Below are 24675 nucleotides of genomic sequence, written 5' to 3'. Positions count from 1 at the left end.
TGTAAGTCCGCCCGGAAATGAATCTCCGGGCTAATGGAGGAAACTCCGCTGAAGCGGACTCCGAACGCAATACATTCTTAGAGGATGTTTGAAAATTATAGGAAGACTCTTCGCTGCGATTGCGTTCCGCCCGTGATTAGAAATCACGGTCTATCGGAGAAAGTCCACTAAAGGGGACTGAAAGCCAATCTTCAGATCCTCTTCAGTCTGTTTCAACAGACTTTGTTCCGATAGCCCCGAATTCCATTCGAGGGGCGCTTCAGGCGATGAACGATCACTTCTCAAACATCCTCTTAGCCCAGTTTAGTGAGCTTCCCCCGATCAGCCCGGAGATTCATTTCCGGGCGGGTGAATGCGACAAACGATACTTCTCAAACACCCTCTCAGCAAGCCGATCGAACCATCTTATCCAACAAATGTTCCAACACTGCCGCTAAATCCTCACACAGTCCCGTATGCACTCGCGAAGTTTGAATAATCGTACTGCGAGGAGCGACTAACCAATGGAATCGTTCTCGTTGTGGCAATTGACCGATCGCGCCTGCGGGTTTCCCTCCTGCACAGATAATCGGAATCGCTGCCAAATGCTGATGCACCATTGCTAGATCAAGCGTTGGATCGATCGCAGTTAATCGCCCTTCATCTACTTCAATCCGGGCTTCGAGAAATCTGCGGGCAGCACAAGACACAATCACGCCAACATTGACGAACTCTTCGCGCTCAACCCTGGGAACGACGCGGATAATTGCATAATCATACGTTGACGGTTCGGGCACGAATCGCTTCCTCCAAAAACACGTGCGGTTGCTCTAAACGGGATAACAAATACTCAATATACGCTGTTCGATGTCGATCGCTGTTCTCAAACGGGGTATTTGTCACGAGCCAACTTTCAGGAATCAAGTTCACAATTTGTTCGATCGTCTCATGCGAGAGTTTCCCAATCATTGCTTGATCAATCGCTTCAAGCTCTGTAGCAAATCGTAGGAGAACATGATCTTTAATCGCAGGAAAGCGATCGCGGCTTCGTTGAAGATAGTTCGTCCAAGTATGGTGAAAGTACAAAGCAGCACCATGATCAATCAACCAAAGATTGCGATGCCACATTAGTAAATTTGCATTTCTAGCAGTCCGATCGACATTCGTAATCAACGCATCAAACCAAACAATGCGAGAAGCCAGTTCCGCATCAACGGTTCCAGCGATCGGATCATACGTGACTGAACTCGGTAAATAGTCTAAAGCAAGATTTAGTCCTGCACTGGCACGAATGAGATCTTGAATTTCTGGATCAGGTTCAGTTCGAGCTAAATCTGGGTTGAGTTCGACGAAGACAATTTCTGGAACAGGTAGCCCTAAAACTCTTGCTATCTCGCCGCCAATCAATTCTGCAATCAGAGACTTTTCCCCTTGACCTGCCCCGCGAAACTTCAGCACATACATCCCGTCGTCATCTGCTTCCACGATCGCAGGCAGTGATCCGCCCTCGCGTAACGGCGTAACATAGCGCGTGGCAGTGACAGTTCGCAAATTCATAGACCGCAGCGATCGAGAGTTCTTTCTCATCTTAGGTCGTGAAATCCTTCTCATAAGTCCCATCGGAAGAAATCTAAGGGCAAAATCGCTTCATTTTCGCGATCGCAATCTGGGCACATTAAGCGAGTTCCAGAAGAATGGAGACTCCTATGCGACGCGCCCTTTCCTGTGTTGGATTAAGTACGGTTTTGGTTTGTGGAAGTGCTTCGGCACAAGTGACTAGCGATCGTTCAACCGCAACGAATGTGACACCCTTACCAGGCAACAACTTCATCATCACCGGAGGACGCGCCGAAGGAAGCAATCTTTTCCATAGTTTTGGTAGTTTTTCGATTCCAACAGGCGGATCAGCGACTTTCAATCTCTTGGGAACCCGGAACGCTTCTACTATCTTCAGTCGCGTTACAGGAGGAACTGTCTCTAATATTGATGGACGCATTTTCGCGACCCTGGATGGACGGACTCCCGCGCCTGTGAACCTGTTTCTAATAAATCCAAGCGGCGTTGTATTTGGGGCAAATGCTCAATTGATTGTTGGAGGTTCCTTTGTTGGGACAACGGCTTCGAGCGTTCGATTTGCAGATGGAACTGAATTCGCCGCAACAAATACCGCGCCACTTCTAACAATGAGTGCTCCTGTCGGATTACAGTTTGGGCAAAATTCTGCTGCGATTCAAGTGCAAGGTGCAGGACATCAGTTAGCGAGTGCAAGTACCTTGGGCGGCAATTTGCCACAGAATCCGGTGCTGTTTCCTTATCTTCCGACCAGTTTTTCACTGGCAGGTTTGCGGGTTGCGCCAGGACGGACGCTGGCGCTCGTGGGTGGAGATGTCTCGCTAAATGGTGGGATTGTGGCAGCATCGGGAGGACGGGTTGAAATTGGCAGTGTGGGTTCAGGACAAGTGGGCATTCGTCCAACGGCTCAAGGATTTGAATTGGATTACGGTGGCGTAGCAAGCTTGCGAAATATTCAGATGAGTCAGCGATCGCTCGTTGATGCAGGCTGGCTCTTGGATCAGTCTCGCAGCGCTGGTTCGATTCAAATTCAAGGGAATAACATTCGCTTGAGTGATGGATCGGTCGTGCTGAGTCAAAATCGCGGATTGCTTCCGGGCGGTGATGTGACCGTGAGAGCCGCAGGATTGTTAGAACTCATTGGAATGAATTCAACCGAAACGATTTCGAGCGGCATTGTGAGTGAGACTTCTGGCTTGGGCAGCAATAGTCCGGTGAATGTGAGCGCGAGAGGATTAGTGCTACAAAATGGTGGGATTATTCAGAGCAGATCGTTTAGTCCTGCTCCGGGTGCAGCCGTGAATGTGGCGGCAACCGACTTTATCGAAATGAGTGGATTCTCTCCGCAAACGAGAGTGTTTAATACGATCGGGACTTCCACGTTTTTCACCTCGCTGTTGATCAATCCTGCTGCACCTCCGGTTAGGACTGGAACCGCAGGCAGTATCAATGTTTCGACTCAGCGACTTTCGCTCAGAGATGGATCAACGATCGCGGCTCTTTCGTTTGGGGATGGCTCCGCCGGAAACATTGTGGTAAATGCCGATACGACGGAACTCACTGGCATTCTGCATGACACGATCGAACTGATTGAAGTGATGCCGACCTCGCTTTTGGGTGTGAGCTATCGACGCGGAAATTCAGGCACGATCGACTTGAATACTCGAACATTGAATATTCAAGATGGCGGAACGATTTCGACTACAAATTTGGGACTTGGAAACTCTGGCAGTATTCGAGTAAACGCTTCAGAATCGATTCAGATGTCGAGTCGATCGGGGACATACAGTAACATCAGTTCAACGATCGGGGGATTGGGTGACTTTAGCAGTTCAAATTTGATTAGTGGCAGACCGACTGGAACGGCTGGATCTGTCACAGTGAACACTCCCTTGTTGCAAATCAATCAAGCAGGAATTGGAGTTGGAAACTATGGGATTGGTTCAGCAGGAACCGTGACCGTGAATGCAAATACGATTCGATTAACCAACTCTGGGGGAATTTCTGCTCAAACTTTTGCGGGAGAAGGTGGAAATATTGATTTGAATGCGCGGTTGTTAATTCTGCGCGATCGCTCTTTTATTACAACCGATTCAAAAGGCGCAAGTGCTGGCAGTTCAGGCGATGGGGGAAATATTCGGATCTCGAATCCGTTGATTATTGCAAGTGGAAACAGTGATATTGTGGCGAATGCGATCGCGGGTCGGGGTGGAACTATTCGGATTACGACTCAAGGAATTTTTGGTTTGGCGTTTCGAGATTTGCAAAACCCTCAAGCAGTTCCAACAAATGACATTACTGCAAGCTCTGGAATTAGTGCAAATGGAACGGTGGAGATTACAACACCAGGAGTTGATCCAAATTCAGGATTGGTTGAACTATCGGAGGATCTAATCGATTCGAGTCAGCAAATTGCAAAAGGATGCTCAAGTACTCCAGGTAGTAGCTTTGTTGTGACTGGACGAGGAGGCATTCCGATCAATCCTCAGCAAGAAGTTTTTCATGCTCCGACTGTTTGGAATGATCTGCGTGAGATAGGTCGATCGACAACTGCAATTCAACCCTCGAATCCATCTGCTCCACTGGTTGAAGCAAGCACTTGGCAGCGGAATCCGAAGAATGGCAAAGTCGAATTGATTGCAGCAAAACCGGCGCAGCTATTGTCGATCGAGACTTGTGCTACATCAAATTCATCGGATCAACATCGATCGTTAAGCTCACGGTAGAAGGACAATGCGATCGCAGTTCGGTTAAGTCTGGAATGCGATCATCGTTCATTTTTAATAAAATCTGCCATCGATATCGTTGAGCAATTCTCAAAATCGTTGCTGGAGCAGGACCTAAAATCTGATAGTCAGTAGATTGAAGAATATCCGCGATCGTTTCTGCGGTACTTTGAACAATGTGAGGATTTAATCCACTGAGTCGTAGAAGAACTAAACGACCATAAGGCGGATACGTTAATGTCGATCGTTGTTCTAATTCCTTCTCAACAAACGGTTCATACTGCTGTTGTTTAACCGCTTGAATGACCGGATTTTCAGGTGCATAAGTTTGGAGAATCACTCGTCCAGGTTCTGCTCCGCGTCCTGCTCGTCCAGCAACTTGTACTAAAGTTTGGAAGGCTCTTTCACTTGCTCGAAAATCTGCTAAGTTTAACAGTCCATCGGCTGAAATAATGCCAACTAAAGTCACTTGTGGCAAATCAATTCCTTTCGTGAGCATTTGCGTTCCAACTAGCAAATCAGCATCACCATGAGCAAATTGATCTAACAATGCTCGATGTGCGCCTTTTGCACGAGTGGTATCACTGTCAAACCGAATCGTTTTGAGTTCTGGAAACAGTTTAGAGAGTTCTTGTACGACTCGCTGAGTTCCACTCCCAAAATTCTTGAAGTACGAAGAACCACAAGATGGACAGCGCTCCGGCTGGTGTTGAGTATGGTTACAGTAATGGCATCTCAGCAACGGTTGAGCATTTTCGTGAACTTGGTGATAGGACAGGGAAACATCACAGTTTGGACAGTCCATCACATAGCCACAACTGCGACAAGAAACAAAAGTGCTATGTCCGCGACGATGGATAAAGAGCAAGCCCTTTTGATTGTTCTCTTTTAATTTTTTTAGTCCAGCTTGCAGCGATCGACTAAAAATCGAACGATTACGATCGTGCAATTCTTTCCGCATATCAATCACATCAATGCGCGGTAAAGGTCGATCGAGAATTCGCTTCGGTAAGGATAAGTATGTCGATCGCTCTAACCAAGTTTCCAAAGATGGCGTTGCAGAGCCGAGAATTAACGGACAATCTTCAAGCTCTGCTCGCCATTGAGCTACCGATCGAGCGTGATAACAGGGTGCAGGCTGATCTTGTTTGAAGCTCGAATCGTGCTCCTCATCGAGAACAATCAAACCTAAGTTTGGCAAAGGTGCGAAAATAGCCGATCGCGTTCCAATCACAACTTGAGGCGTTCCGGTTAACATCTGCCGCCAAGTATCAAAGCGTTCACCATCCGATAAAGCACTGTGATAAACGCAGACTCGATCGCCAAATCTTGCCTTGAATCGATCGGTTAATTGTGGTGTTAATCCGATTTCAGGAACGAGTACTAAAGCAGATTGCCCTTGTTCGAGAATCGGTGCGATCGCTTGCAAATAGACTTCGGTTTTACCTGAGCCAGTCACACCATGCAGCAGAATTTTATCGAATCCTGTGACTGCATGAATTCGCTCTAAAGCTTGTGCCTGATCGGATGTGAGCGATTTAGCTGAATCTGTGTTTACATCCGGACTTTGTTCACTCCGCAGCACTTCCCGCCCTTGAAGAATCACACAGCCTTCTTCCTGTAATCGTTTGACAGTAGGCGTAGTCGTGCGGCAATGCTGCAATAAATCGGTGAGCCACATTTCGCCGCCATTGCGCTTAAGAACTTCTAAAATTTCGCGTTGTCTTCCCCGCAATTCACCCTGCATCGAAACCAGAATCACCGCTTGCCGCAACTGGGGGCGAATAGTTGCAGGTGGCTCTAGATAGCTCTCAACCCAATTAAATCTCAGTAAATCTTGAAGTCCTCGGTGCGCTCCCTTTACCTGTCGCTGAATAAACTGCCAGGAATAATCCTTCGTTTTGCTCGATTGCAACAACTTGAGAATCTGTTGAGCAGCAGGATTGAGAAAAACCTCATTTGCAGCGGGATCGATCAATCGAATTCGTCTTTGCGATCGCGCCAACAATCCCGGCGGTAATGCCACTCGAACCACTTGCATCAGCGAAGTTTGATAATATCGCGCCACTCGATCGAGCAATGCCCAGAACGAAGCCGGAAAAAATCCCGCACTCACGATCGAATCAATCGATCGAATCTGCTCCAAGTCCGGCGACTCATTCAGCACGCGAACCGCGATCCCGCCCACCTGCTGTACCCCAAATGGCACACTCAGAATATCACCCGGTTCCACGCGCAATCCCGACGGCACAGAATAAGTAAACACGCCTTGCGCCCCCGGACAATCGACCAGCACCTCAACCCACAGAGGAACAGTTCGATACTCCGCCCTCGATTCCGCTACAGACTGCAATTCAGACATATCCTCAAATGAAGAGAAAAACTTAAGAAAATCGGTGAAAAAGGAAATTTACGGTATGTAATTACCAGGGAATCGGGGGGCATTCAGTTCAAATGAACCACTCCAATATATTAACGTGTGATTGAGTTTACCGGATCGATCGTACTCTGATGCGATGATTCGTCTAAAGATAGATTGAAACGAATACCATTTGCTTTTCTCACCATTGGTAGAGATGTAAAACGGAACGGGTATGAGAATCTGTTATAGCAGCGACCGGGAGGTTTGGGATCTTGTCGTATGGGCAAACATTCTCAGAGCAAACGGGGATCTGCATCACGGAAACACGCCGAAGCTGAAACGCACCTCCAGGATTTTTCCCGATTCAGAGCGGCGATTTTAGCTGGGTTTTATCCGAGGCTCATTTCTAAAAGTTTCCGAAAAAAATTCCAAAAACACGCCAATTCGTCATAGGTTCAGGAGGAGTTCTCAAGCTACAGATTCACAATTTGAACAGAAAAGATTCAGATTAAAAATTCTCAATGCTGGCTTAAGTTTTCGATTCATTCTGATGACTTAACTTGGCAACTCTCTCAAAACACGATCGCGTAAAATTACCTCGATATAACATCACTATGAACGAACAAAGCAACAGTTCTCACACAGAAGCCCTCTCTAGTGATTTGGACTTTGCAATGGACGTTGCTGAGTTAGATTCAGTGGACTCTTTGCAATTAGAAGCCGATTTCGCAGATAGCACTCCCATCGAAATTGAACCGGATTTACTCGAACTCACTTCCGTTGCCGCTGATTTAGCAGACTCTAGCGCGACTGACGAAACCGAGATCGATCAAATGGCATCGGCTCGATCGTCGGGATATAACAAAACCGTGGCGGATGATGCCGTAGGCGCATTCTTCAAAGAAATGGCGCGTTATCCCCTGCTTAAAGCCGATGAAGAAGTCGAATTAGCTCGACGAGTCCAGTATCTCGTAGAAGTCGATGAGACACAGCGAAAACTGTACAGTGAACTCGGTCGAGCGCCAACTAGGGCAGAACTCGCTGAACGTTTAGGCTTAACCGAACGACAATTAGAGCATCGATTACACCGGAGCCGCGTAGCAAAGCGGAAGATGATTCGATCGAATCTTCGTCTGGTGGTGTCGATCGCAAAACGTTATTTAAATCGCGGAGTCCCTTTCCTAGATTTGATTCAAGAAGGAGCATTGGGACTAAACCGCGCCACTGAGAAATTTGATCCCGATAAGGGCTATAAGTTTTCCACATACGCATATTGGTGGATTCGGCAGGGGATTACGAGAACGATCGCGAATGATGCTCGAACGATTCGCCTCCCGATTCATATTGTCGAGAAGCTCAATAAGCTGAAGAAAGCGCATCGCGAATTAAAGCGCGAACTAGGTCGCAATCCGACAGAAGCGGAATTGGCTCAATCGCTTGAACTCACCGTTGAGCAGTTACAGCATCTTCAACAGGTTCGCCGCCAGTCGTTGTCGCTGAATCACCGAGTTGGGAAAGGCGAAGATACGGAACTGATGGATTTGCTGGAAGATGGCGATACGCAATCACCAGAATCTCAGATGAGCGAAACGATGCTGCGTCAGGAGATTTGGGATGTGTTGGGGAATGTGCTGACCGAGCGCGAGAAGGATATTATCTCGTTGCGGTACGGGTTGACGACGAGTAAGCCCTGTACGCTTGAAGAGGTTGGCGGTATGTTCAACTTGTCGCGGGAACGAGTACGGCAGATTCAGAGTAAGGCGATGCGGAAGTTGAGAAGACCTCAGATTGCGGAACGGTTGAAGGGTTGGTTGGGTTAATCGATCGATAGGGTTATTTGCTGCGTTTGGAGCGGCTAATGCCCCCTAAATCCCCCAAATTTGGGGGACTTTGAAGCTTGAGGACTCATCGAATTTGAGAACTCTTTATTGCTCAAAGTCCCCCAGAATGGTAGGGCTGATTCATTCTAATCAAATGATGTTCTCTGCTCCGATTCAGCCGTTCTGCCCTCATCCCCAACCCTTCTCCCCAAGGGAGAAGGGAGCTAGAAATCTTGTTCCCTCTCCCTTGGGGAGAGGGCTAGGGTGAGGGCAGGAAAGGCTCTCGCTAGAATGAATCAGCCCTAACCCAGAATGGGAAATTTAGGGGGCGAATTCTGAAGAATTTGTCGCTCGAAGAATCCATCGAATTCGTCTTCAAGAAGGTTTCCATCGTCTATTTCCCACAGATGCGATCGAATAAATTGCGATCGCGCTCCAAATCAGCAAAAATGTCACCGCATGAATCGCTGTAAACGGTTCTCGATATCCGATCACACCGATCAAAAGCTGAAGACTCGGTGCAAGATACTGGAAAAATCCCAAGGTTGAAAGCTGTAATTTTTTTGCCGCAGTGTTGAACCACAGCAATGGAAGTGCGGTAACAATTCCACAGCCGATTAACAGTAAATTAACTTGCAAACTGGTTCCAAAGCTTCCAGTTCCAGTGACACCGACATAACTGATATAAAGAAGCGCGATCGGCGTTGCTAATAAGGTTTCAACCGTTAGCCCAACAATCGGCGTTACCACAATCAATTTGCGAAATAGCCCATACAATGCGAACGAGAATGCAAGCGCGATCGCAATCCAGGGAATTTGTCCAAAATGCCAGATGAAATTGAAAACCGCGATCGCAGCCAGCAACACCGCGATCTTTTTCGGAAAATTCAGCTTCTCTTTCAGAATCACAGAACCGAGCAACACCGTAACTAAGGGATTAATGTAATATCCCAAGCTCGTTTCAACAATGTGACCTGCATTGACTCCATAGATATAGATGCACCAATTTCCGGCGATCAGAGTCGTCGTGAGGAGCAGAGACGCGATCGCTTTCGGGGACTTCCAAAGCTGAAGGAATTCACCAATCCGGTGTTGTACAAGGAGCAATCCCATCAGTAACACCATCGACCACACGATCCGATGGCAGACTAATTCTACAGCGGGAACCTGAGTGAGAAGCTTCCAATAGATTGGAAACAATCCCCAAGTAGAATAAGCCAAAACTGCGTAGATTGCTCCAGATTTTGAGGCGGAATGTTCTTTCAAAACAGAGATGCAATGAAACAATAAGCTGAAATTCTAACAATCGATTTCAAGAAGTTTCCAGACCCATCCAACCGATCAAATCTTTTCCTTCGGAGGCGGTGTCACGTTTGTTTTGATCAAGCCTTCTTCGATCGCTTTTAAGAGTTCAAAATCCTCATCGGGCAAACTACGATCGCCATTCTTTTCCAGAAAGCTAAATGCCGATCGAAACTCTTGGGAATCCGCGTCGATCGGGGCATCTAAATGACAAGGAATAATCCGCTGAATGTCCCAGCTAGAAACCTTTTCCGCCCAATCGATCACAATCTGCGGCTCCCGATTCAAAATCAATCGCTGCAAAATCGGAGCAACAATCAATTGGTGTTTCCGCAATGATTCAAACGATCGCTGCCAACCCACTTTCCACCGAAATGGATACCAACCGAAAAAGGCTTTTTTTGATCGATCGAATGCTTTCCCAATTTCCCGAAGCGATGGAATCAAATCGGCAATATCTAGCCCGCTCGGACGAAAGTAAAAGGTAAACAATGCAACTCGTTGCCAACCTTTGCGGCGATTTTCTTCGGTATCTTCGATCTTCTCTAATCCATTCTCGCGTGCATGAAACAGCAACGGATACGGATCGATTTGAATAATTTCTGGGGCAACTTCTGGAACTGAGAGAACAGAATCCGTCACTAGCAGCGTTTTAGAACGTCGATCGAACAATGCAATTTCTTCAAAAGGTCCCAGTCCTAACCGAATTGGACCCAGTTTCGCATACTCAAACTGATCGCCAAACGGAATCGATCGACCATCCAGCAAATGGGTTCGATCTTTTGGAAATCCCAACCACGACAACGGCAAATTAACCGGATAGCTCCATTGATCCGGTGCAATGTAAATCTGAGCATTCGGAAACTTCCGAGCAAACGGCGGTACGAATGCTTTATGCTCCAAACCAGAAGTAGTTGGGAGAATAATATATTGAACATCTCCATGAACAGAAACAATTTCGTTCAACAATCGTAAACACTCACCTGTTGGAGCCACAGGCGCATAGACTAAAAGCCCACCTGTATCGAGCTTTACAACCGTCATCCGAATTGGTGTGACAACATAGAAAATACCTTGAAGCTGCTCAAAGACCCAAACCGAATCTTTGACCACTTCTCGTCGAATCGTATGGCGTTGACTATACGGATAAATCGGAACCGTAAACCAATAAAACCACGATCGCTCTTTTCGATTGTCTTGCACCATTTCCCAACTCTTGCCCAAATCTGATCTAGTGTCGCACCAAACCTAGAACGATGGACTATAGCGAATTGAGAAATAAATTCCTTTCTCTTGCAAGCTGCGTCTTTCGCCCTCGATCGACACCAGCGGAAAGCCAAAATCAATCCGGGCTGAAAAATCATCTCCCTGCCGCCACAAAAAGCCAAACCCCGCGCCCAATAACGTGTTTCTATCTGGATTCACACCGCTACGATTCCAACCCGTTCCCAAATCGATAAAGGGTGTGACTTGAACAATCGCCCGACCCGATCGCAAAATTGGAAATCGCGCCTCAGTGGAAAAGAGAAACCCGTTATCGGTTAACAGTGCATCTTGTCGATAGCCGCGAACCGTCTCTTGTCCACCGATTCCAATTTGTTCAAGCGGGACTAAAGTTCGATCGACAAGCTGCAAATCTCCGCGCACTAACAACAATGAATCTCGTGCTAAAAGTCTCGTCCACTGAGCTTGTCCGCGCCATGCAAAGAACTGACTATCGGGAGCTTGATTATTAATCGTGGCATTGAACAACCCTAAGCCGACACTAAACTGCGATCGTGCCGCAAATACTTGTCGATCGCTACGCTGTACATATTCCTGAAAAAAACGCAGAGCCGAAATTCTCGTGCGTCCTTGCTCATCGGCTCCCGGAGACAATCGAAACGGACCAATATTATCAATGCCTAATTCTGTCTGGCTTTCCTGGCGTGAAAACGTTAATCCTAAAGTAAATTCATTCGTCGGACGCTGCACGATCGGCTGTCGAAACGTCAATTCGTAATAGCGCGATCGAGCGGTGATATCCAACACATCAAATGGCTCTTCGATTACCCGACTCCGAGTGCTGCCATAAGCAAATCGCACCGTTCCATTTCTAGGATTCAACGGAACCGAATAGCTCAAATCAATTCCATTACTGCCATCCGTATTCGTGTATCCAGCTCTTAATCCATCTCCTAACCCAAGCAAATTCGCCTGTGCTAGTTCAAGCTGTCGTCGGAATGTTCCGACACTGGGCGATCGAGCATTATCGAGTGAGGGCGTGATCGAAAACGTTTTCGCTTCCGCGATCGTTACTTGTAAAACGCTAGTTCCCGGACGAGTTCCCGCCTGCAAATCGGCTGAAATTGACGCAATCAATGGATCGAGTTGCAGCAGTCTCAAACCTTCGAGTAAGCGATTCACATTTAAGGGCGCTTGAACTGTTAGCCCGATCCGACTCCGAATATAAGCGGGATTCAGCCGACGAGTTCCAATCACATTAATTTGCTCGATCGACCCTTCAATCACTTGAATCTTGACGACTCCGCCCGTTAGAACTTGAGGAGGCAACACTGCCGCAGACGTGACATAACCATTTTTGATGTAGAGTTCAGCGATCGCGGATCTCAACTGCAACAATTCCGCAAACGACACATTCCGATTCAAATACGGCTTTGTAATCGGCTCAAAATCTTTCGCGCTAAAAACCGTACTACCTACCACATCAAACTGCTTAACCTGAATCGTATCGGGAATATTACCCGGAGTATCAGGCGTAGAAGGTGGCGTAATCGGTTGCGGAAGTAACTGATCGGGAGGCGGTAGCGGAGTAGGAATTTGCGGCGTTGGGGAAGGTTCCGGTGGCGTTGGGCGGGGAATATCTTGAGGAGGAATCGGAACCACCGACTGAGCAACCGCAGGAACCGGAACAAACAAACCGAACAGTAGAGCAACTTGGAACAGCGATCGGAAAGTCATTTTCTAAAGTATCACTTCACTACAGGGGCGGATGACGAATTATCATTCTTGTACACTTAAATGCCAGAGCAGGCAAGGAAGCACGAAATCACTAAATCTGCATCCAGAATGCTGTGGGTAAAGTTTGACTGCTCAATTGCTGATTCAAATAGCCCGCTGTCGCAATTCCCGCCTGAAACGCCTGTTCAACCCGATTTCCTCCACACCAATCACCTGTGCAAATTAAAGGATTGGCAGTATTCGCAACTAAGTACTTTTCCGAAATGGGATTCATCGGAAACGCATATCGCCAGCGGTGAACCTGTAGCACTTCAGGACTGGTAAACCACGGCTCTGTTACTTCTGCCGCTCTTGTTAATAAATATTCTCCAACTTGCTGCAAGTCAGAATCTTCTAAATGCTGAGTCGCAAAATTAGCATTACTTTGAATCACGATCGCAGGTTGTACGGGATTCAATTGCTTCGTACTATCAATGGCAATCCAGCCCAAAGCCGGATCATTCAGAGAAACGATCGCTTTCCAATTCAATCTTTCTACATCCGCCTGCCGCTCGATCGGATAAACCGCGATCGCACTAATACAAGGTGAATACTCGATCGACGTTAATTTCTCAATGAATGATCCACACAACATTGCCGCCTGTGGAGCCGGAATCGCCACAATGACCGCATTTGCAGAAATCACTTCTCCCGCTTCACAGTAAAGTTGCCAGCCGTCCTGTTCCTCAATTCGTTCCACTCGATGATTCAATCGCAGGGTTAAACCGATCGACATAAACTTCGCGATCGCAGTAATTCCATTCGATGCTGCATAACACGGAGCTTGCTTGGAAGGCGGTTGAATTTTGCCTTCGTTCAATTCATGAATCGTCTCTGTCCAAACGCGCAGAACTTTACGATCGACTAATTGATTCAACAAACTCTGAAACTCAGGTGATTTTGGCTTGAGATAGCACACGCCATGATCCGCATACGTTCCCTGCAATCGTCTTGTTGCCATTCGTCCCCCCAAACCACGGGACTTATCCATTACAACAACCTTGTAACCTGCTTGCTGAAGCATCTGGGCACAGGTCAAACCCGCCATTCCTGCACCCACGATCGCGATATCAAACTGAGAATCGAGCATATTCTTAACAAATTCTGAAACAGTATTATCCGCTGTGCCGTCTTGCTTATGTAGAATGAATTGGACGCTGCATCGGGAGGAAGACCACCAGTGGATGAGTTTAGAGCCGCATTGGAATTAGCGACGGATGATGAACTGCGCGAACTCACAGATATTTTGTTTCGTCCGAAGTTCAACCCGCTGGATTATGTCAATGCTCCTGACCCGATCGACCTACAAAGCCAAGATCGCGAAGAGTGGCTCGATGCGATCGACGATCGATTTCGCTTTCTCGCAGCCGATGGTATCACAGTCCTTCGCCGTAAAACTGGACAAGTGACTTACCGCCAAGTGCTGATCCAAGTGTGCCGTTACATGAAACTGCCGTATTCAGCATCACTGTCTACGACAGATCTGGAAGCCGAAATCTTTCTTAGTCTATTAAACCGCGCCTGGAAACAACTTCCCGTATCGGAACAGACTGCTTTAACCCAACGAGTGCAAACTTCGCTGCTAGAAACCAGTTTTGCCGAAGAATTACCGCTATCTTTGCAGAAAAATCCAATGTCGCTTGTGGTTAAAGGGGGCAGTGCATTGGCAGTCAATACGGTCGTGCAGCCTCTTCTGCTGGAACATGTTGCACGACAGTTTGCGCTCCATTTTGCCCGTTATCAAATGGCTCAACAAGCGATCGCTCAAGGTGGAATTGCTGCTGCGACTCAAATTCAAACTCAAGTATCAATGCAGTTAGCAAAGCGAGGAATGACGCTGGCAACGGCGCGATATGGGGCGACTCGTGCGGCGTTTGCCTTTATGGGGTCGGCTCTGTGGGCGTGGTTTTTGGCAGATTTGGGCTGGAGAGCGATCGCGACCAATTACGGGCGCGTGATTCCCACGATTTTCGCTTTGGCTCAGATTCGATTAACGCGATCGGACTATTTTGAACCTGCTTAAGACGACGTTTTAAAGGGATAAACAGATCCATTGCTGCGATCGCATTTCACCCGTGATTTCTAATTACGGTCTATCGAGGTAAAGTCCTCCGAAGAAGACTCACAGCCATCAAACTCACGTTCTCAGTCTTGTTCACAGGACTTTCTTCCGATAGCCCCGAATTCATTCCGGGGCGAAATCGAACGCAGTAATCAAACTTTGATGCTCTTCAAACATTCTCTAAGAGCTAGAGTTTCCTTACATTTAATCAAGCAATCTGCATTGCCGTTCCAAAGTTTTGCGTCCAGTATCCGTTATAGTATCCCACTCCGATTTCTCTCAAATTCGGATCGAGAATGTTTTGTCTATGTCCTGGACTATTCATCCAAGCGGTTACAACTTCTAGCGCAGATGGATACCCAAAAGCAATATTTTCAGCCGCTCTCGAATAGTTGTAACCGCCTGTTCTCATGCGATCCCAAGGAAGCGATCCATCCAGTCCTTGATGACTGAAATAGCTCCGAGTTGTCATATCTACGCTGTGTTTTTCCGCAACATCGTTCAGCGTGAAATTGAGTGTCAGCGGGACTAATCCCGCTTGAATTCGCTGTTGATTGGTGAAATCGTACACTTGCCATTCAAGATCCTTAAATCCTGTACTGATATCCGTTTGAACAGGAGCAGGAGTTGGAGCAACTTCAAGTGGAGCAGGACTGCTCGACTTGGATTGCACAGGAAGCGCATCAGGTTGAGGCGCGGTTGTCAATGGGGTTTGAAAGCGCCCACCAAATGGATCTTGTTGAGTTTGCGAGAATTGATTCGATCGATTAACAGAACGAAATATCATGCTGATTTTCCTGGAATGACAACAAGCAGAATTTGACATGCCAAATCGGATCTCAAATCGAGATCATTTGGAAAGAATTCTGGTGCGATCGGGTGAGCGATCGCGGTTTCGACGACTGAGGAAGCTTTGCGAGTCTGAATCTCTGACTCAGTAAGGAACACAACACGGAGGATTAAAGCGTAGACTTCAACGATCGCCGATAAATTTGGAAGTTGGGCGATCGATTACTGAACGTCTCTGAGTGTTAAATAATGCGATGGATGCACGCAGCTAATGTAAAGGGAAAGCGAAGATTGCTCGATCATGCGTGTGCCAGTTACGGAGTTGGACTGATTTTGATCGTTAGACTGTTTTGATTGATGACACGTGTTTATGCCCAGTCCACAAGCCTAATCAGTCTTATTAAATGTCAAACTGATTTATGCCAATCAAACGATCGACCACTCCAAATTTCTTTTGTCTAAATATGTGATGTCACGTTAATCAATGCAATTTAGAAGAATTCAAACGATAAGTTGTGCGTTTACTGGTCAAATAAGTTTCAAACATTTTTAATCGCAAAAAAATGAGGGACAGCCACGCCATCCCTCAACGATGTGAAATAAATTGATCTAAACTGCGATCGCGGCTGTCTCCAGTTCGATCACTTTAGAATCCGAAGCCGAATGCCAAACTTTTCCATCTAGTGCCATCTGTTCGATCAAACTCGCTAATCTCAGAGCCTTGAGCGCTTGAATTCCCCCAACCGAGGGAGCCATTCCGCCCCGAACACATTGCACAAAATGTTCCAATTCAGCATGAAGCGGCTCAATATTGCTCGTCTTCACCTTCTCAATCAATCCATCCTGGCAGTACAACACCTGACCGTAATCCGTTTTGTAATTCGCGGTTGTTTGACGATGAATCAGAATCTCATTATTGAGAAAATCCGCTTCCGTCAAAGAATTCCGACAGTGTGCCGAAATCCGTCGAATCTTACGATGTGTGACTTTGCTAGAGGTCAACGTTGCAACGATGCCATTTGCAAATCCCAACGTCGCCGTCACATAGTCAAGCTGACCCGAATTCGTCGCCCGACTTCCACTTGCCGTCAGCTTCACAACTTTAGAATTTGCCAATTCCAACAGCAAATCAATATCGTGAATCATCAGATCGAGCACGACTGATACATCGTTTGCTCGATCGCTATAAGGACTCATCCGGTGAGCCTCAAGCGCCAAGACTTCCTCAGTTTTCAGAACCTTGCTGAGTTCTTGAAATGCTGGATTGAAGCGCTCAATATGACCGACTTGCAAAATACATTGACAATCCGCAGCAGCATTCACCAGCGATTCTGCTTCCGCGATACTTGCCGCGATCGGCTTTTCGATTAATACATGAACTCCAGCTTTCAGAGCCGCCATTCCTACCGCATGATGCAACCGAGTCGGAACCGCAATACAAACGGCATCCACCCGATCCAACAAATCATGAAAATCCTCAAAAAATCGGACACGATACTTACTTGCCGTGTCCAATCCGCGCTCTACATTAATATCTGAAACTCCAACGAGTTCCACATCTTTTAGTAGACTTAAGACTCTTGTATGATGCTGCCCCATATTGCCCACACCGATCACGCCAACGCGAAGCGGTTCTGGCTGAGTCCGGGGGACACCAAACTGGGAATACCCAATTGGGATATTATTCTGCACTCTTAATCCTCCTCCACCACCGAAATTGTGCTGATTACCAGCAATAAAATCTCCTCAGACATCCAGATACTATCACAGCGACATTATTTATGAAGAATTCCAAAGTGCACGGTAAGTTCCCTTTTACAATAGGGGGTTAAGTTTTTTAATTTCTACGTCCAGAGAGGGACTTTCATGCGTGTCTTTGGGCGTAAGCTCTACTTCAACTTTAGAATTCCATATTCCGTTTTCCGCAGTGACACGGATCTGTTCAAAGTTGTATCTCCGTAGAATTACTATATGTTCTCTACAAGATTGCCCTTGGTTTTATGAAGTTTTAGCCAAAATCACGTAGAAAGAACATGGCTCTATTGCTATGGAGAATTGCACTTGGCTAAGATTCGGGGATCAAATCCTTCTGTTGTCAAGTTGGCATGAAATCACCCGCACAACCTGTGCCGCCCGAAGTGGTACAGCAAGTTTCCGATTATTTTAGTGTATTAGGCGAACCGATGCGGCTCCGCATCTTAAATTTGCTTCGAGACGGCGAAAAATGTGTCCAAGATTTAGTGGACGCAACGGAAACCAGTCAGGCAAATGTGTCGAAGCACCTCAAAGTAATGCTCCAAGCTGGAATTCTCACTCGTCGATCGAAAGGGACGCTGGCATATTACAGCGTCGAAGATGATCTGATTTTCGAGTTGTGTAATCTGGTCTGCGATCGACTCGCCAGCCGGATAGAGCAGCAAGCTCAGCACTTTCGAGCCTTTAGCCTAGCGAGTCGTCGCTGAAAGGAATCGAGCAGGGTCTCCCTAGTTTTTGGTGGAAGCCGTATCTTGCTCAAACTGCGATCGCGTTAGGGGTTGATCCACCATCAGCCCTTCTCCGCCCAGAACCGTCAGCGGCTCTCCTTCGACGGACAAATACACTTTGGCACTAGGATTCAGGCTGGTTGCGGTGTAGAGGATCTGACCGAGGCGACCTGTCATCGAGAGGCTACCACCGCCAGAAACAAAGGCTTTGGACAGATCAACATAGACTGCATCGGATTTCACTTTGAGACTCCGAAGCGTGGTTCCTTTGGGAATGCCTGTAATCAGGTCTTTATCGGGGGCATCGCTCAAGAGATTATTCACAGCGGTGGTTAAGAGGGCTTCTTCTCGATCGGCGGATTTCACTTTTACCGCGACGGGAACGAGTTCTAAATCGGTGGCGCTATTTTTGAGCCAGTACACTTGAGCGGTTTTCTCGATCGTAGGTTGAATCGAGTTTTGTGAAGTTGAAGGAGCCGCTGGAGCCGACTGAGGCGGAATCGCTTGAGGGGATTCGGCTGCAACTTGAACAGGCTGGCTCTTTTGAGCGTTTTGCCAAGTGAAAAAGGCGGTCGCACTTCCGGTGGCGACAACGAGAGTGGACAGACCGACCACAATTCCAACAGGAAAACGACGTTGATGCTCTTGCATGGGAAGACCTCGACTAGATTGGGATTCGCAACGACGAAATTTAATGAGCAGCACACAGATTCTACAAAGCTACAATACTCTGCAACGCAATTTCGGAATTTCTACAGAAAATATATAATCTCTCATTACATTATTTTCTAGCGATTCGCTTCAAATCCGGTACAGGTGGCGCTGGGCAGCGCGGCGCTTCGAGAATTGCCTACGACTAAAACGACTTTTCCAGTACGATCGCGTTTCCATCCAGTCGCTTCGACGATTTCAGCTTGAGGAACTTGCGCGATCGTTGATCGTCGGACTTCTCGCAAATCGACCCAAGTGCGTGGAAGCGTCGTCTGTTCGATCGGATTTTCAGGAACGCCACCGCGACCCGTGATGATGAATTGGCTATCTGAAAGAACATCACAGCCTTGAGCCACCTGCTGATTTGGATCAATTAGCTCGATCGAGAGTTCAATTAGCCCCGCATTTGGGTCAACTTCAGGCGAACTGACGGTCACAGAACCACTCATCCCAATTTCAGAGGTTGCAGTAATATCGCTTTCGGGAGTTTGTTGCTTGCGAAATGCTCCGCCTAACAATCCCTGTGCTGAAATCTGAATCGTTCCTCCGCGTCCTCGACTCGCATTTGCAGTGATGTCACTATTACTCCGCTGAATCACAAAGTTCGAGGTAATGTCAATGTTGCCTCCGTTGCCTGTTCCGCCTGCGGTTGAAGTGATTTCGCTATTGTTTTGCAGGTGAAGAACGTTGGAGCGAATCTGGATTTCTCCGCCTTCACCGGATGCTGTGTTCGCTAAAATCTTGCCCTGGTTTTCCAGTCGAATTGTCCCTGCATTGATATCGATCGAGCCTCCGTTCCCGCTTCCTTGATTGCGAACCTGAATCGATGCCCCGTTCATCACTCGTAAAGACGGGGTGCGAATAGCGATCGTACCTGCATCACCCGTAGGCTTTTGATTGGTCAGTCCCAAAAAGCGTTGAAGCGAAGTGGGCGCAATATTTCCTGATGAACCAATGCTGCTAGAAATGATTCCGTCGCGTCCCCTGACCGCGCCGCTAACAAGAACAGATTCTCTCGCATTCACGGTTACGCTTCCCGCCCGTCCTGCCGCTAGGGTTGTACCGACGATCGAGGCTCCATCAAACACAGAAACGCGATCGGCATTAATCACAAGTTTGCCAGAATTACCCGCATTCAAAGCAGAAATACCAATATTGCTGTTTTCATCGGTAGCAAAGTTGTATCCTCGCAACATTACATCTGAAGCGTTGATCGTGACATTGCCTGTGTTTCCTGTTCCAAAAGTGCTGCTAAAGAATTGTCCTCCATTGAGCAAAGTGAAGCTTGGAGTTGTTACAGCGATCGAGCCTGCTTTTCCCGATCGAAACGAAGAAACATAAACGCCACCCCGAACAAAAGTCGGTTCTGAACTGCTGCCATCAACCACGATCGATTTTGGTGCAGTAATGCTCACCGTCCCACCTGTTGCAGCGCTAAAGGTTGTACTCGCTAGGCGCGATTTCTCCACCATTGATAACTGAGGAGCAAAGATCGAAATCTCTGCTCCTGCTCCTTGTCCAAGAGTTTGGCTCCAGAGTCCGCTTGTAATCGTTCTATCGCTCGGATCTGCACCACCAAAAACGATCGATTCGCTGGCTCTCACTTGGATCGGGGATGCAGCTTGAATGCCTGTATTGCTGATGAATGCGAAAGAGCCATCTTGGAACGAGAGTTGTCGCCCTTGAATTTGAATGCCATTGCTACCCAATCCGCTGGCATCCAGCAGCGATCGACGAGAGAGGCGAATGTCTCGAAACACAGTATCGGGCGCATAGTTGAACCGAAATCCGTTCGGAGTTTGGGCGAGTTGGACTGTTGTTGTACGATCGACTGCACCTAGTTCGATTCGTCCAGTTAGAGCCGTCAACACTCCACCCTCTAACACAACCTCTCCACCGATTAATGCCAAGGTCTGCTGGGATGAAAGCGTTAACCCTTGTGGATTGTTCGGAAAGATCGGTGCAAAAATCGAGTTCACTTGAATAGTGCGTCCTGTTTCCTGCACCCGAATTGCCTCCGCAGTTTGTCCGAACTGTAAGCCTACTGGAGCACTGATTGTTAGCAAAGGAGCATCGGGATTGGTTGCAGAAAAGCTCGAACCATCTGCAAAAAGAACGCGATCGGCACTGGTCGCAATGAATGATCCACTCACTTCTAATCGAGCATTTGCACCAAAGAGAATTCCATTCGGATTAAGTAAGAAAACATTAGTTGGAACGCTTCCGTTAATTGTGCGAATTGTTCCATCAATGCTTGAGAGATTGCTACCTGTTACACGATTAAAAATTGTAGAAATATTCGGTGTATTAACTAAATCAAAGGTTGCTGATCCGCCTGTGGGGATGGAGAACTCGCGGAAACTATGGAATAGATTCTGGTTTGCGGCAGTTCCATTGACGATCGTAAAGTTGCGTCCATCTGGACTGATCTGAACTTGAGTATTGAGACGGGCATCAGGAATGATCTGTTGAGCTTGTGCGATCGAGGCAAGAAATAAAGCATGACTTATCCAACCAACCAACCAGACCAAAGCACGAGACATGAGCTTGATTTCCGTTGTAGAGCATCGTAGTTCAGTGTGCCCAGTTTAGTTCGCTAGTGAGAACAGATCCCGATTTGGCGCGTGATCGATCGTAAAAATCTAGACAGAAAGAAGCAGGAAAAATTCATTTTGAGCAAGGTTTGTGGAACAACAGCCATGCTTTTTGAGCAGACAGATTAATTATTTCTTAACTTGAAAGCGCGATCGAATTCGCTTGAATAATGGTATTCAGTGTTACAAGGATTGACTATGACGCAGTATCAAAAGGTAATTCGGATTGCTACACAAGGAAAATCGCTGCACAAAATTACTCCCCAGGTGAATGCGATCGTGGCTGAGTCGGGGATTAAAACTGGATTGTGCAATCTATTTCTGCGGCATACGTCTGCCAGCTTGATTATTCAGGAAAACGCTGATCCAGATGTGTTGCAGGACTTAGAGAACTTCTTTGCCAAACTGGTTCCAGAGTGGGAGAACTATATTCACAGTGCAGAAGGCGCGGACGATATGCCTGCTCATATTCGCACTGTGTTGACGCATTCTTCCGAGCAGATTCCGGTGTCTCAAGGTCGATTGGTCTTGGGAACGTGGCAAGGAATTTATGTGTGGGAACATCGACAACAGCGGCACACACGAGAATTAGTCGTGCATTTGATGGGTGAATGATCGTATTGGGTAAGAGGAGAGGTGCAAAATGAGGCGATGGGCGGTTTCGGTTTTAATCGTTGGAAGTTTAGCGTTAGGAGGTTGCAGTGTCGAAAAAGCCCGTGCTCTACAAGGTGCAGCACTACAGTTTCGCAATGAATCCCTCAGCGCGATCGATGCGATCGACACGATGCGAAAACGTGAACTCGAAGCCCCGCCCAAATCCAGTGCAGAAACTCGCCAAGCCTTTATCAATCGGATTCTGACTTCAAGAGCGGAAGTCAGCGGAGAAATTATTGATTTAGCGATCGATCCCTTTCAGCCCCCAAAAGTCCGCGAATGGGACACATTTATTAGCGACCTAAGGAATCAGTACGAGGGCTTTTCCGAAATTTTTGAAAAGCTCGATAGTCGAAGCATGGTAAGCCGCGAAGAAGTCAAGAAATCGGCAGAGTACGCCCAAACTTTAACGGTTCAAATGGCATTGTTAGCGAAAGCGATCAGTGACAATCCACCTGTGTTAGTTCAACATCGAACAAGTACGATCGTTAAACTTCAAGCAATCAAGCGCGAGTATCAGTCAGTTCAAGCCCGAATCAAAGCTGGAGAGACACAGCCTGCTTTGTTCCAGCGCAAAGCAGAACTCGAAAATCAAACTGGAACAATGCTGGATGAATGGCAGCGAATTAAACAAGACGAACAGCGATTGCTCGAAACAACTGTAGCTCAATGTATGAAAGCTGCTGCGGTCGGTAAAGATGTGATCGAAACTGCAAATCGATATGATCAATTGGATCTCAATCAATTAAATGCTTTAGTTCCAAGAGTTCTAACAACTGCTTCTACCTTTACAGGACGTGACTATTCAAGCCTAAGAACCAAAGCGACTCGACTTGTGACCGATATTCAGAGCGATCCGTTATGGAGAGATGTTGCACAGAAATTTCTCGATCGAGTAAACACTGCGGCTCAAAGTCGAGTTCCGAATCGAAGTGCTGAAGTTGGCAGTTTAGACAGGAGGTAGGAATGGCAGACAACAATGAGCTTTTCTTTAAGCAAGCTTCTGATCTGCTGAGTAAGATTGAGATTCGCTATATGCAGGCAGATTTCGATGACCAGATTACACTCAAAGATGAACGCGATCGAGCAATGACAATCTATTCCCAAGCTCGATTAGCGATTCTGAAACAAAACATTGCTTGCACTGATTCGGATATTCAGAAAATGAAGGAACTCCGGCAAAAGATCGATCGTTCACCGGATATTGTACAAGTGGTTTCGACGGTGGCAAGTTTCGCAGTATTTATGCGATCGAGGTTCTTGCTCTAATCTTCTACTTCAGCGATCGCTTTACTGCACCGTTTCTCGATCGCGCTCAAAATCCCCATTTCATGAGGCGAAACTCCATCTTTGCTCTCAGCAATTCGACGACATTGAACTAACAAAGGAACTGCAAAATCGCAATTTAGTTGATCCAATAAAGCATTCAGAGGTTGCGGCGATCGCAGATTGCTTTCAATTGTTTTCAGCGAAGAAGGCTCAAGATTCAACGATTTCAGTTCAGGTAAAATCGAGTCCCAAGTCTTTGAAGGATAGCTTGCTAACAACATGTGGGCGAGGACTTGATCCATTACTGTTTGTTGTGCGATCGCAACATTGAGGTACTTTTCGCTGTCCTGATGAATCTTTTCCAATGCTTCCGACTCTGGAACATCTGCTCGCAGTTTCGCTTCGTAGAATCGGCTCGCAGCATAGCCTAGAGAGTAAAGCACTGTTGCATTCGTACTAGCCCCGATCGCGGCTCCAGCAAATGGCACATTCCGCAGAAACTTCAATCCTGCTCTGAGAGCATTACTACCACCAAGCGCCAATCCAAAGATTGCTAATACTTCTCCTTTGCGTTCTTGATCGCGAAGACTTAATCCGTAAGCGGCTGCAATCTCGTACACCAGTGCAGTTTGAAGCGCAGTTACAGCAGCGAGATCGAGCGCCAGAAATGCGATCGCAAATCCTGGAAGAATGCTTGTAATGAAGCCTGCTCCCCCAGCTTGAGTTGCTTTGCGAACAATTAATCGATGTGCAATCTGTTGAGGCGTTTCATTCGGATATTTCTGTTGTAGCTTTTTAACTGCCGCTTCTGCCTTTCCGACATCAACTTGACTACTAATTCCAAGGAGCCAATCTAGCTTGAGAACTCCTGCAAATCGTCTGACAATTGGATTTCGGAGTAAGGGAATGTTACCAATAAAATCTACAATATGTCCTGCCCGTTTGCTTAATTGTCCGACCCAGCGAATCGAACCTTGAGCGATCGCTTTTCCTAAATCAAATACGCCGCTTGTACGAGGAGATAGATTACTCTGTTTGCTAGATTGCGCCATCGGTTTAACACTCAAACTCTGAAAATTAGCATCGCGTTTATTGAGATGTTGTTCATCCTTCTGGATGCTTAAGTAAAAGGCAGCCCAGAGATAGACTGGACTGCCAAAAGTAAGAGGGTGTTTGAGAAGTACAAAAAGCGGCTTTGCTGCGTTGCCAGTCCGCCCGGAAATGAATCTCCGGGCTAATGGAAGAAACCCCGCTGAAGCGGGCTGGGAGTGTAATTCTGAGTTCTTAGGAGATTTCTACGAAAGAGCTTACCGCTTGAAAGACTGCCCTTCGGCTTCGCTCAGGGCGCGATC

20 protein-coding genes are annotated in these 24675 nt (G+C 47.1%); 7 read left to right on the top strand and 13 right to left on the bottom strand.

From position 1 onward, the window contains the following. Nucleotides 1-383: 383 nt before the first annotated feature. A complete protein-coding gene (locus ACQ4M5_RS26400; RefSeq protein WP_430678715.1) occupies nt 384-776 on the bottom strand; it encodes a DUF3037 domain-containing protein in 393 nt (130 codons plus the stop codon). Further along, nucleotides 754-1536 (bottom strand): HipA family kinase, encoded by a 783-nt coding sequence (locus ACQ4M5_RS26395; RefSeq protein ID WP_430678714.1) that lies wholly within the window; start codon nt 1534-1536, stop codon nt 754-756. Before ACQ4M5_RS26395 ends, ACQ4M5_RS26400 begins: the two co-directional genes overlap by 23 nt. 149 nt (nt 1537-1685) lie before the next feature. On the opposite strand from ACQ4M5_RS26395, the gene ACQ4M5_RS26390 reads away from it, so the two are divergent. Continuing rightward, entirely contained in the window at nt 1686-4277 is a 2592-nt protein-coding gene (locus ACQ4M5_RS26390) for a filamentous hemagglutinin N-terminal domain-containing protein (protein ID WP_430678713.1), read from the top strand. Here ACQ4M5_RS26390 and priA read toward each other — a convergent pair. Then, nucleotides 4231-6639, bottom strand: coding sequence for a primosomal protein N' (gene priA, locus ACQ4M5_RS26385; RefSeq protein ID WP_430678712.1), 2409 nt, complete (start codon nt 6637-6639; stop codon nt 4231-4233). The genes ACQ4M5_RS26390 and priA overlap by 47 nt on opposite strands. Nucleotides 6640-7253: 614 nt before the next feature. Between priA and ACQ4M5_RS26380 the strand changes: the two genes are divergently transcribed. Further along, the gene (locus tag ACQ4M5_RS26380; RefSeq protein ID WP_430678711.1) at nt 7254-8459 is read left to right on the top strand and encodes an RpoD/SigA family RNA polymerase sigma factor; all 1206 of its coding nucleotides are present in this window, start codon (nt 7254-7256) and stop codon (nt 8457-8459) included. 375 nt (nt 8460-8834) lie between these two features. Here the strand turns inward: ACQ4M5_RS26380 and rarD are convergent, their stop codons facing one another. The 4 genes from rarD to ACQ4M5_RS26360 form a co-directional block, all read right to left on the bottom strand. After that, nucleotides 8835-9725 carry an EamA family transporter RarD gene (gene rarD, locus ACQ4M5_RS26375; RefSeq protein WP_430678710.1) on the bottom strand — a complete coding sequence of 297 codons (891 nt, stop codon included), beginning with the start codon at nt 9723-9725 and terminating at the stop codon, nt 8835-8837. Nucleotides 9726-9800: 75 nt separating this feature from the next. Next, a complete protein-coding gene (locus ACQ4M5_RS26370; RefSeq protein WP_430678708.1) occupies nt 9801-10967 on the bottom strand; it encodes a DUF4336 domain-containing protein in 1167 nt (388 codons plus the stop codon). A gap of 42 nt (nt 10968-11009) precedes the next feature. Then, the gene (locus ACQ4M5_RS26365) at nt 11010-12722 is read right to left on the bottom strand and encodes a ShlB/FhaC/HecB family hemolysin secretion/activation protein (protein WP_430678707.1); all 1713 of its coding nucleotides are present in this window, start codon (nt 12720-12722) and stop codon (nt 11010-11012) included. Between the two features lie 91 nt (nt 12723-12813). Next, nucleotides 12814-13851 (bottom strand): NAD(P)/FAD-dependent oxidoreductase, encoded by a 1038-nt coding sequence (locus ACQ4M5_RS26360; protein WP_430678706.1) that lies wholly within the window; start codon nt 13849-13851, stop codon nt 12814-12816. Between the two features lie 90 nt (nt 13852-13941). Between ACQ4M5_RS26360 and ACQ4M5_RS26355 the strand changes: the two genes are divergently transcribed. Then, nucleotides 13942-14784, top strand: coding sequence for a YaaW family protein (locus tag ACQ4M5_RS26355; protein WP_430678705.1), 843 nt, complete (start codon nt 13942-13944; stop codon nt 14782-14784). A gap of 247 nt (nt 14785-15031) precedes the next feature. On the opposite strand, the gene ACQ4M5_RS26350 is transcribed toward ACQ4M5_RS26355, so the two are convergent. The 3 genes from ACQ4M5_RS26350 to ACQ4M5_RS26340 all read right to left on the bottom strand — a co-directional run bounded on the left by ACQ4M5_RS26350 (nt 15032) and on the right by ACQ4M5_RS26340 (nt 17304). Further along, a complete protein-coding gene (locus ACQ4M5_RS26350) occupies nt 15032-15610 on the bottom strand; it encodes a CAP domain-containing protein (RefSeq protein ID WP_430678704.1) in 579 nt (192 codons plus the stop codon). Further along, the gene (locus ACQ4M5_RS26345; protein ID WP_430678703.1) at nt 15607-15771 is read right to left on the bottom strand and encodes a hypothetical protein; all 165 of its coding nucleotides are present in this window, start codon (nt 15769-15771) and stop codon (nt 15607-15609) included. Before ACQ4M5_RS26345 ends, ACQ4M5_RS26350 begins: the two co-directional genes overlap by 4 nt. Before the next feature lie 450 nt (nt 15772-16221). After that, nucleotides 16222-17304: a Gfo/Idh/MocA family oxidoreductase gene (locus ACQ4M5_RS26340; RefSeq protein WP_430678702.1), complete on the bottom strand. Its 1083-nt coding sequence runs from the start codon at nt 17302-17304 to the stop codon at nt 16222-16224. Between the two features lie 413 nt (nt 17305-17717). Here ACQ4M5_RS26340 and ACQ4M5_RS26335 point away from each other — a divergent pair, with 413 nt between their 5' ends. Next, a complete protein-coding gene (locus ACQ4M5_RS26335; RefSeq protein ID WP_430678701.1) occupies nt 17718-18074 on the top strand; it encodes an ArsR/SmtB family transcription factor in 357 nt (118 codons plus the stop codon). Nucleotides 18075-18095: 21 nt separating this feature from the next. Here the strand turns inward: ACQ4M5_RS26335 and ACQ4M5_RS26330 are convergent, their stop codons facing one another. Together ACQ4M5_RS26330 and ACQ4M5_RS26325 are read right to left on the bottom strand one after the other, a co-directional pair. Next, the gene (locus ACQ4M5_RS26330) at nt 18096-18746 is read right to left on the bottom strand and encodes a GerMN domain-containing protein (RefSeq protein ID WP_430678700.1); all 651 of its coding nucleotides are present in this window, start codon (nt 18744-18746) and stop codon (nt 18096-18098) included. Between the two features lie 137 nt (nt 18747-18883). Continuing rightward, entirely contained in the window at nt 18884-21349 is a 2466-nt protein-coding gene (locus tag ACQ4M5_RS26325; protein WP_430678699.1) for a filamentous hemagglutinin N-terminal domain-containing protein, read from the bottom strand. A 249-nt stretch (nt 21350-21598) separates the two neighbouring features. On the opposite strand from ACQ4M5_RS26325, the gene ACQ4M5_RS26320 reads away from it, so the two are divergent. From ACQ4M5_RS26320 to ACQ4M5_RS26310, 3 genes are read left to right on the top strand one after another with little or no spacing between them, the layout of a single operon-like run. Continuing rightward, nucleotides 21599-22015, top strand: coding sequence for a secondary thiamine-phosphate synthase enzyme YjbQ (locus ACQ4M5_RS26320; protein WP_430678698.1), 417 nt, complete (start codon nt 21599-21601; stop codon nt 22013-22015). A gap of 28 nt (nt 22016-22043) precedes the next feature. Beyond that, nucleotides 22044-23018, top strand: coding sequence for a hypothetical protein (locus tag ACQ4M5_RS26315; RefSeq protein WP_430678697.1), 975 nt, complete (start codon nt 22044-22046; stop codon nt 23016-23018). Nucleotides 23019-23020: 2 nt separating this feature from the next. Continuing rightward, nucleotides 23021-23323 (top strand): hypothetical protein, encoded by a 303-nt coding sequence (locus ACQ4M5_RS26310; protein WP_430678696.1) that lies wholly within the window; start codon nt 23021-23023, stop codon nt 23321-23323. On the opposite strand, the gene ACQ4M5_RS26305 is transcribed toward ACQ4M5_RS26310, so the two are convergent. Beyond that, complete coding sequence (locus ACQ4M5_RS26305; RefSeq protein ID WP_430678695.1) at nt 23320-24375, bottom strand: YcjF family protein; 1056 nt, start codon at nt 24373-24375, stop codon at nt 23320-23322. The two genes, ACQ4M5_RS26310 and ACQ4M5_RS26305, sit on opposite strands and share 4 nt — an antisense overlap. Nucleotides 24376-24675 lie beyond the last annotated feature (300 nt).

The sequence above is a fragment of the Leptolyngbya sp. AN10 genome (assembly GCF_050565645.1).
Lineage (GTDB): Bacteria > Cyanobacteriota > Cyanobacteriia > Leptolyngbyales > Leptolyngbyaceae > Leptolyngbya.
Note: the sequence above shows the minus strand (reverse complement) of the source record. Positions and strands in the feature narration are given on the sequence as shown.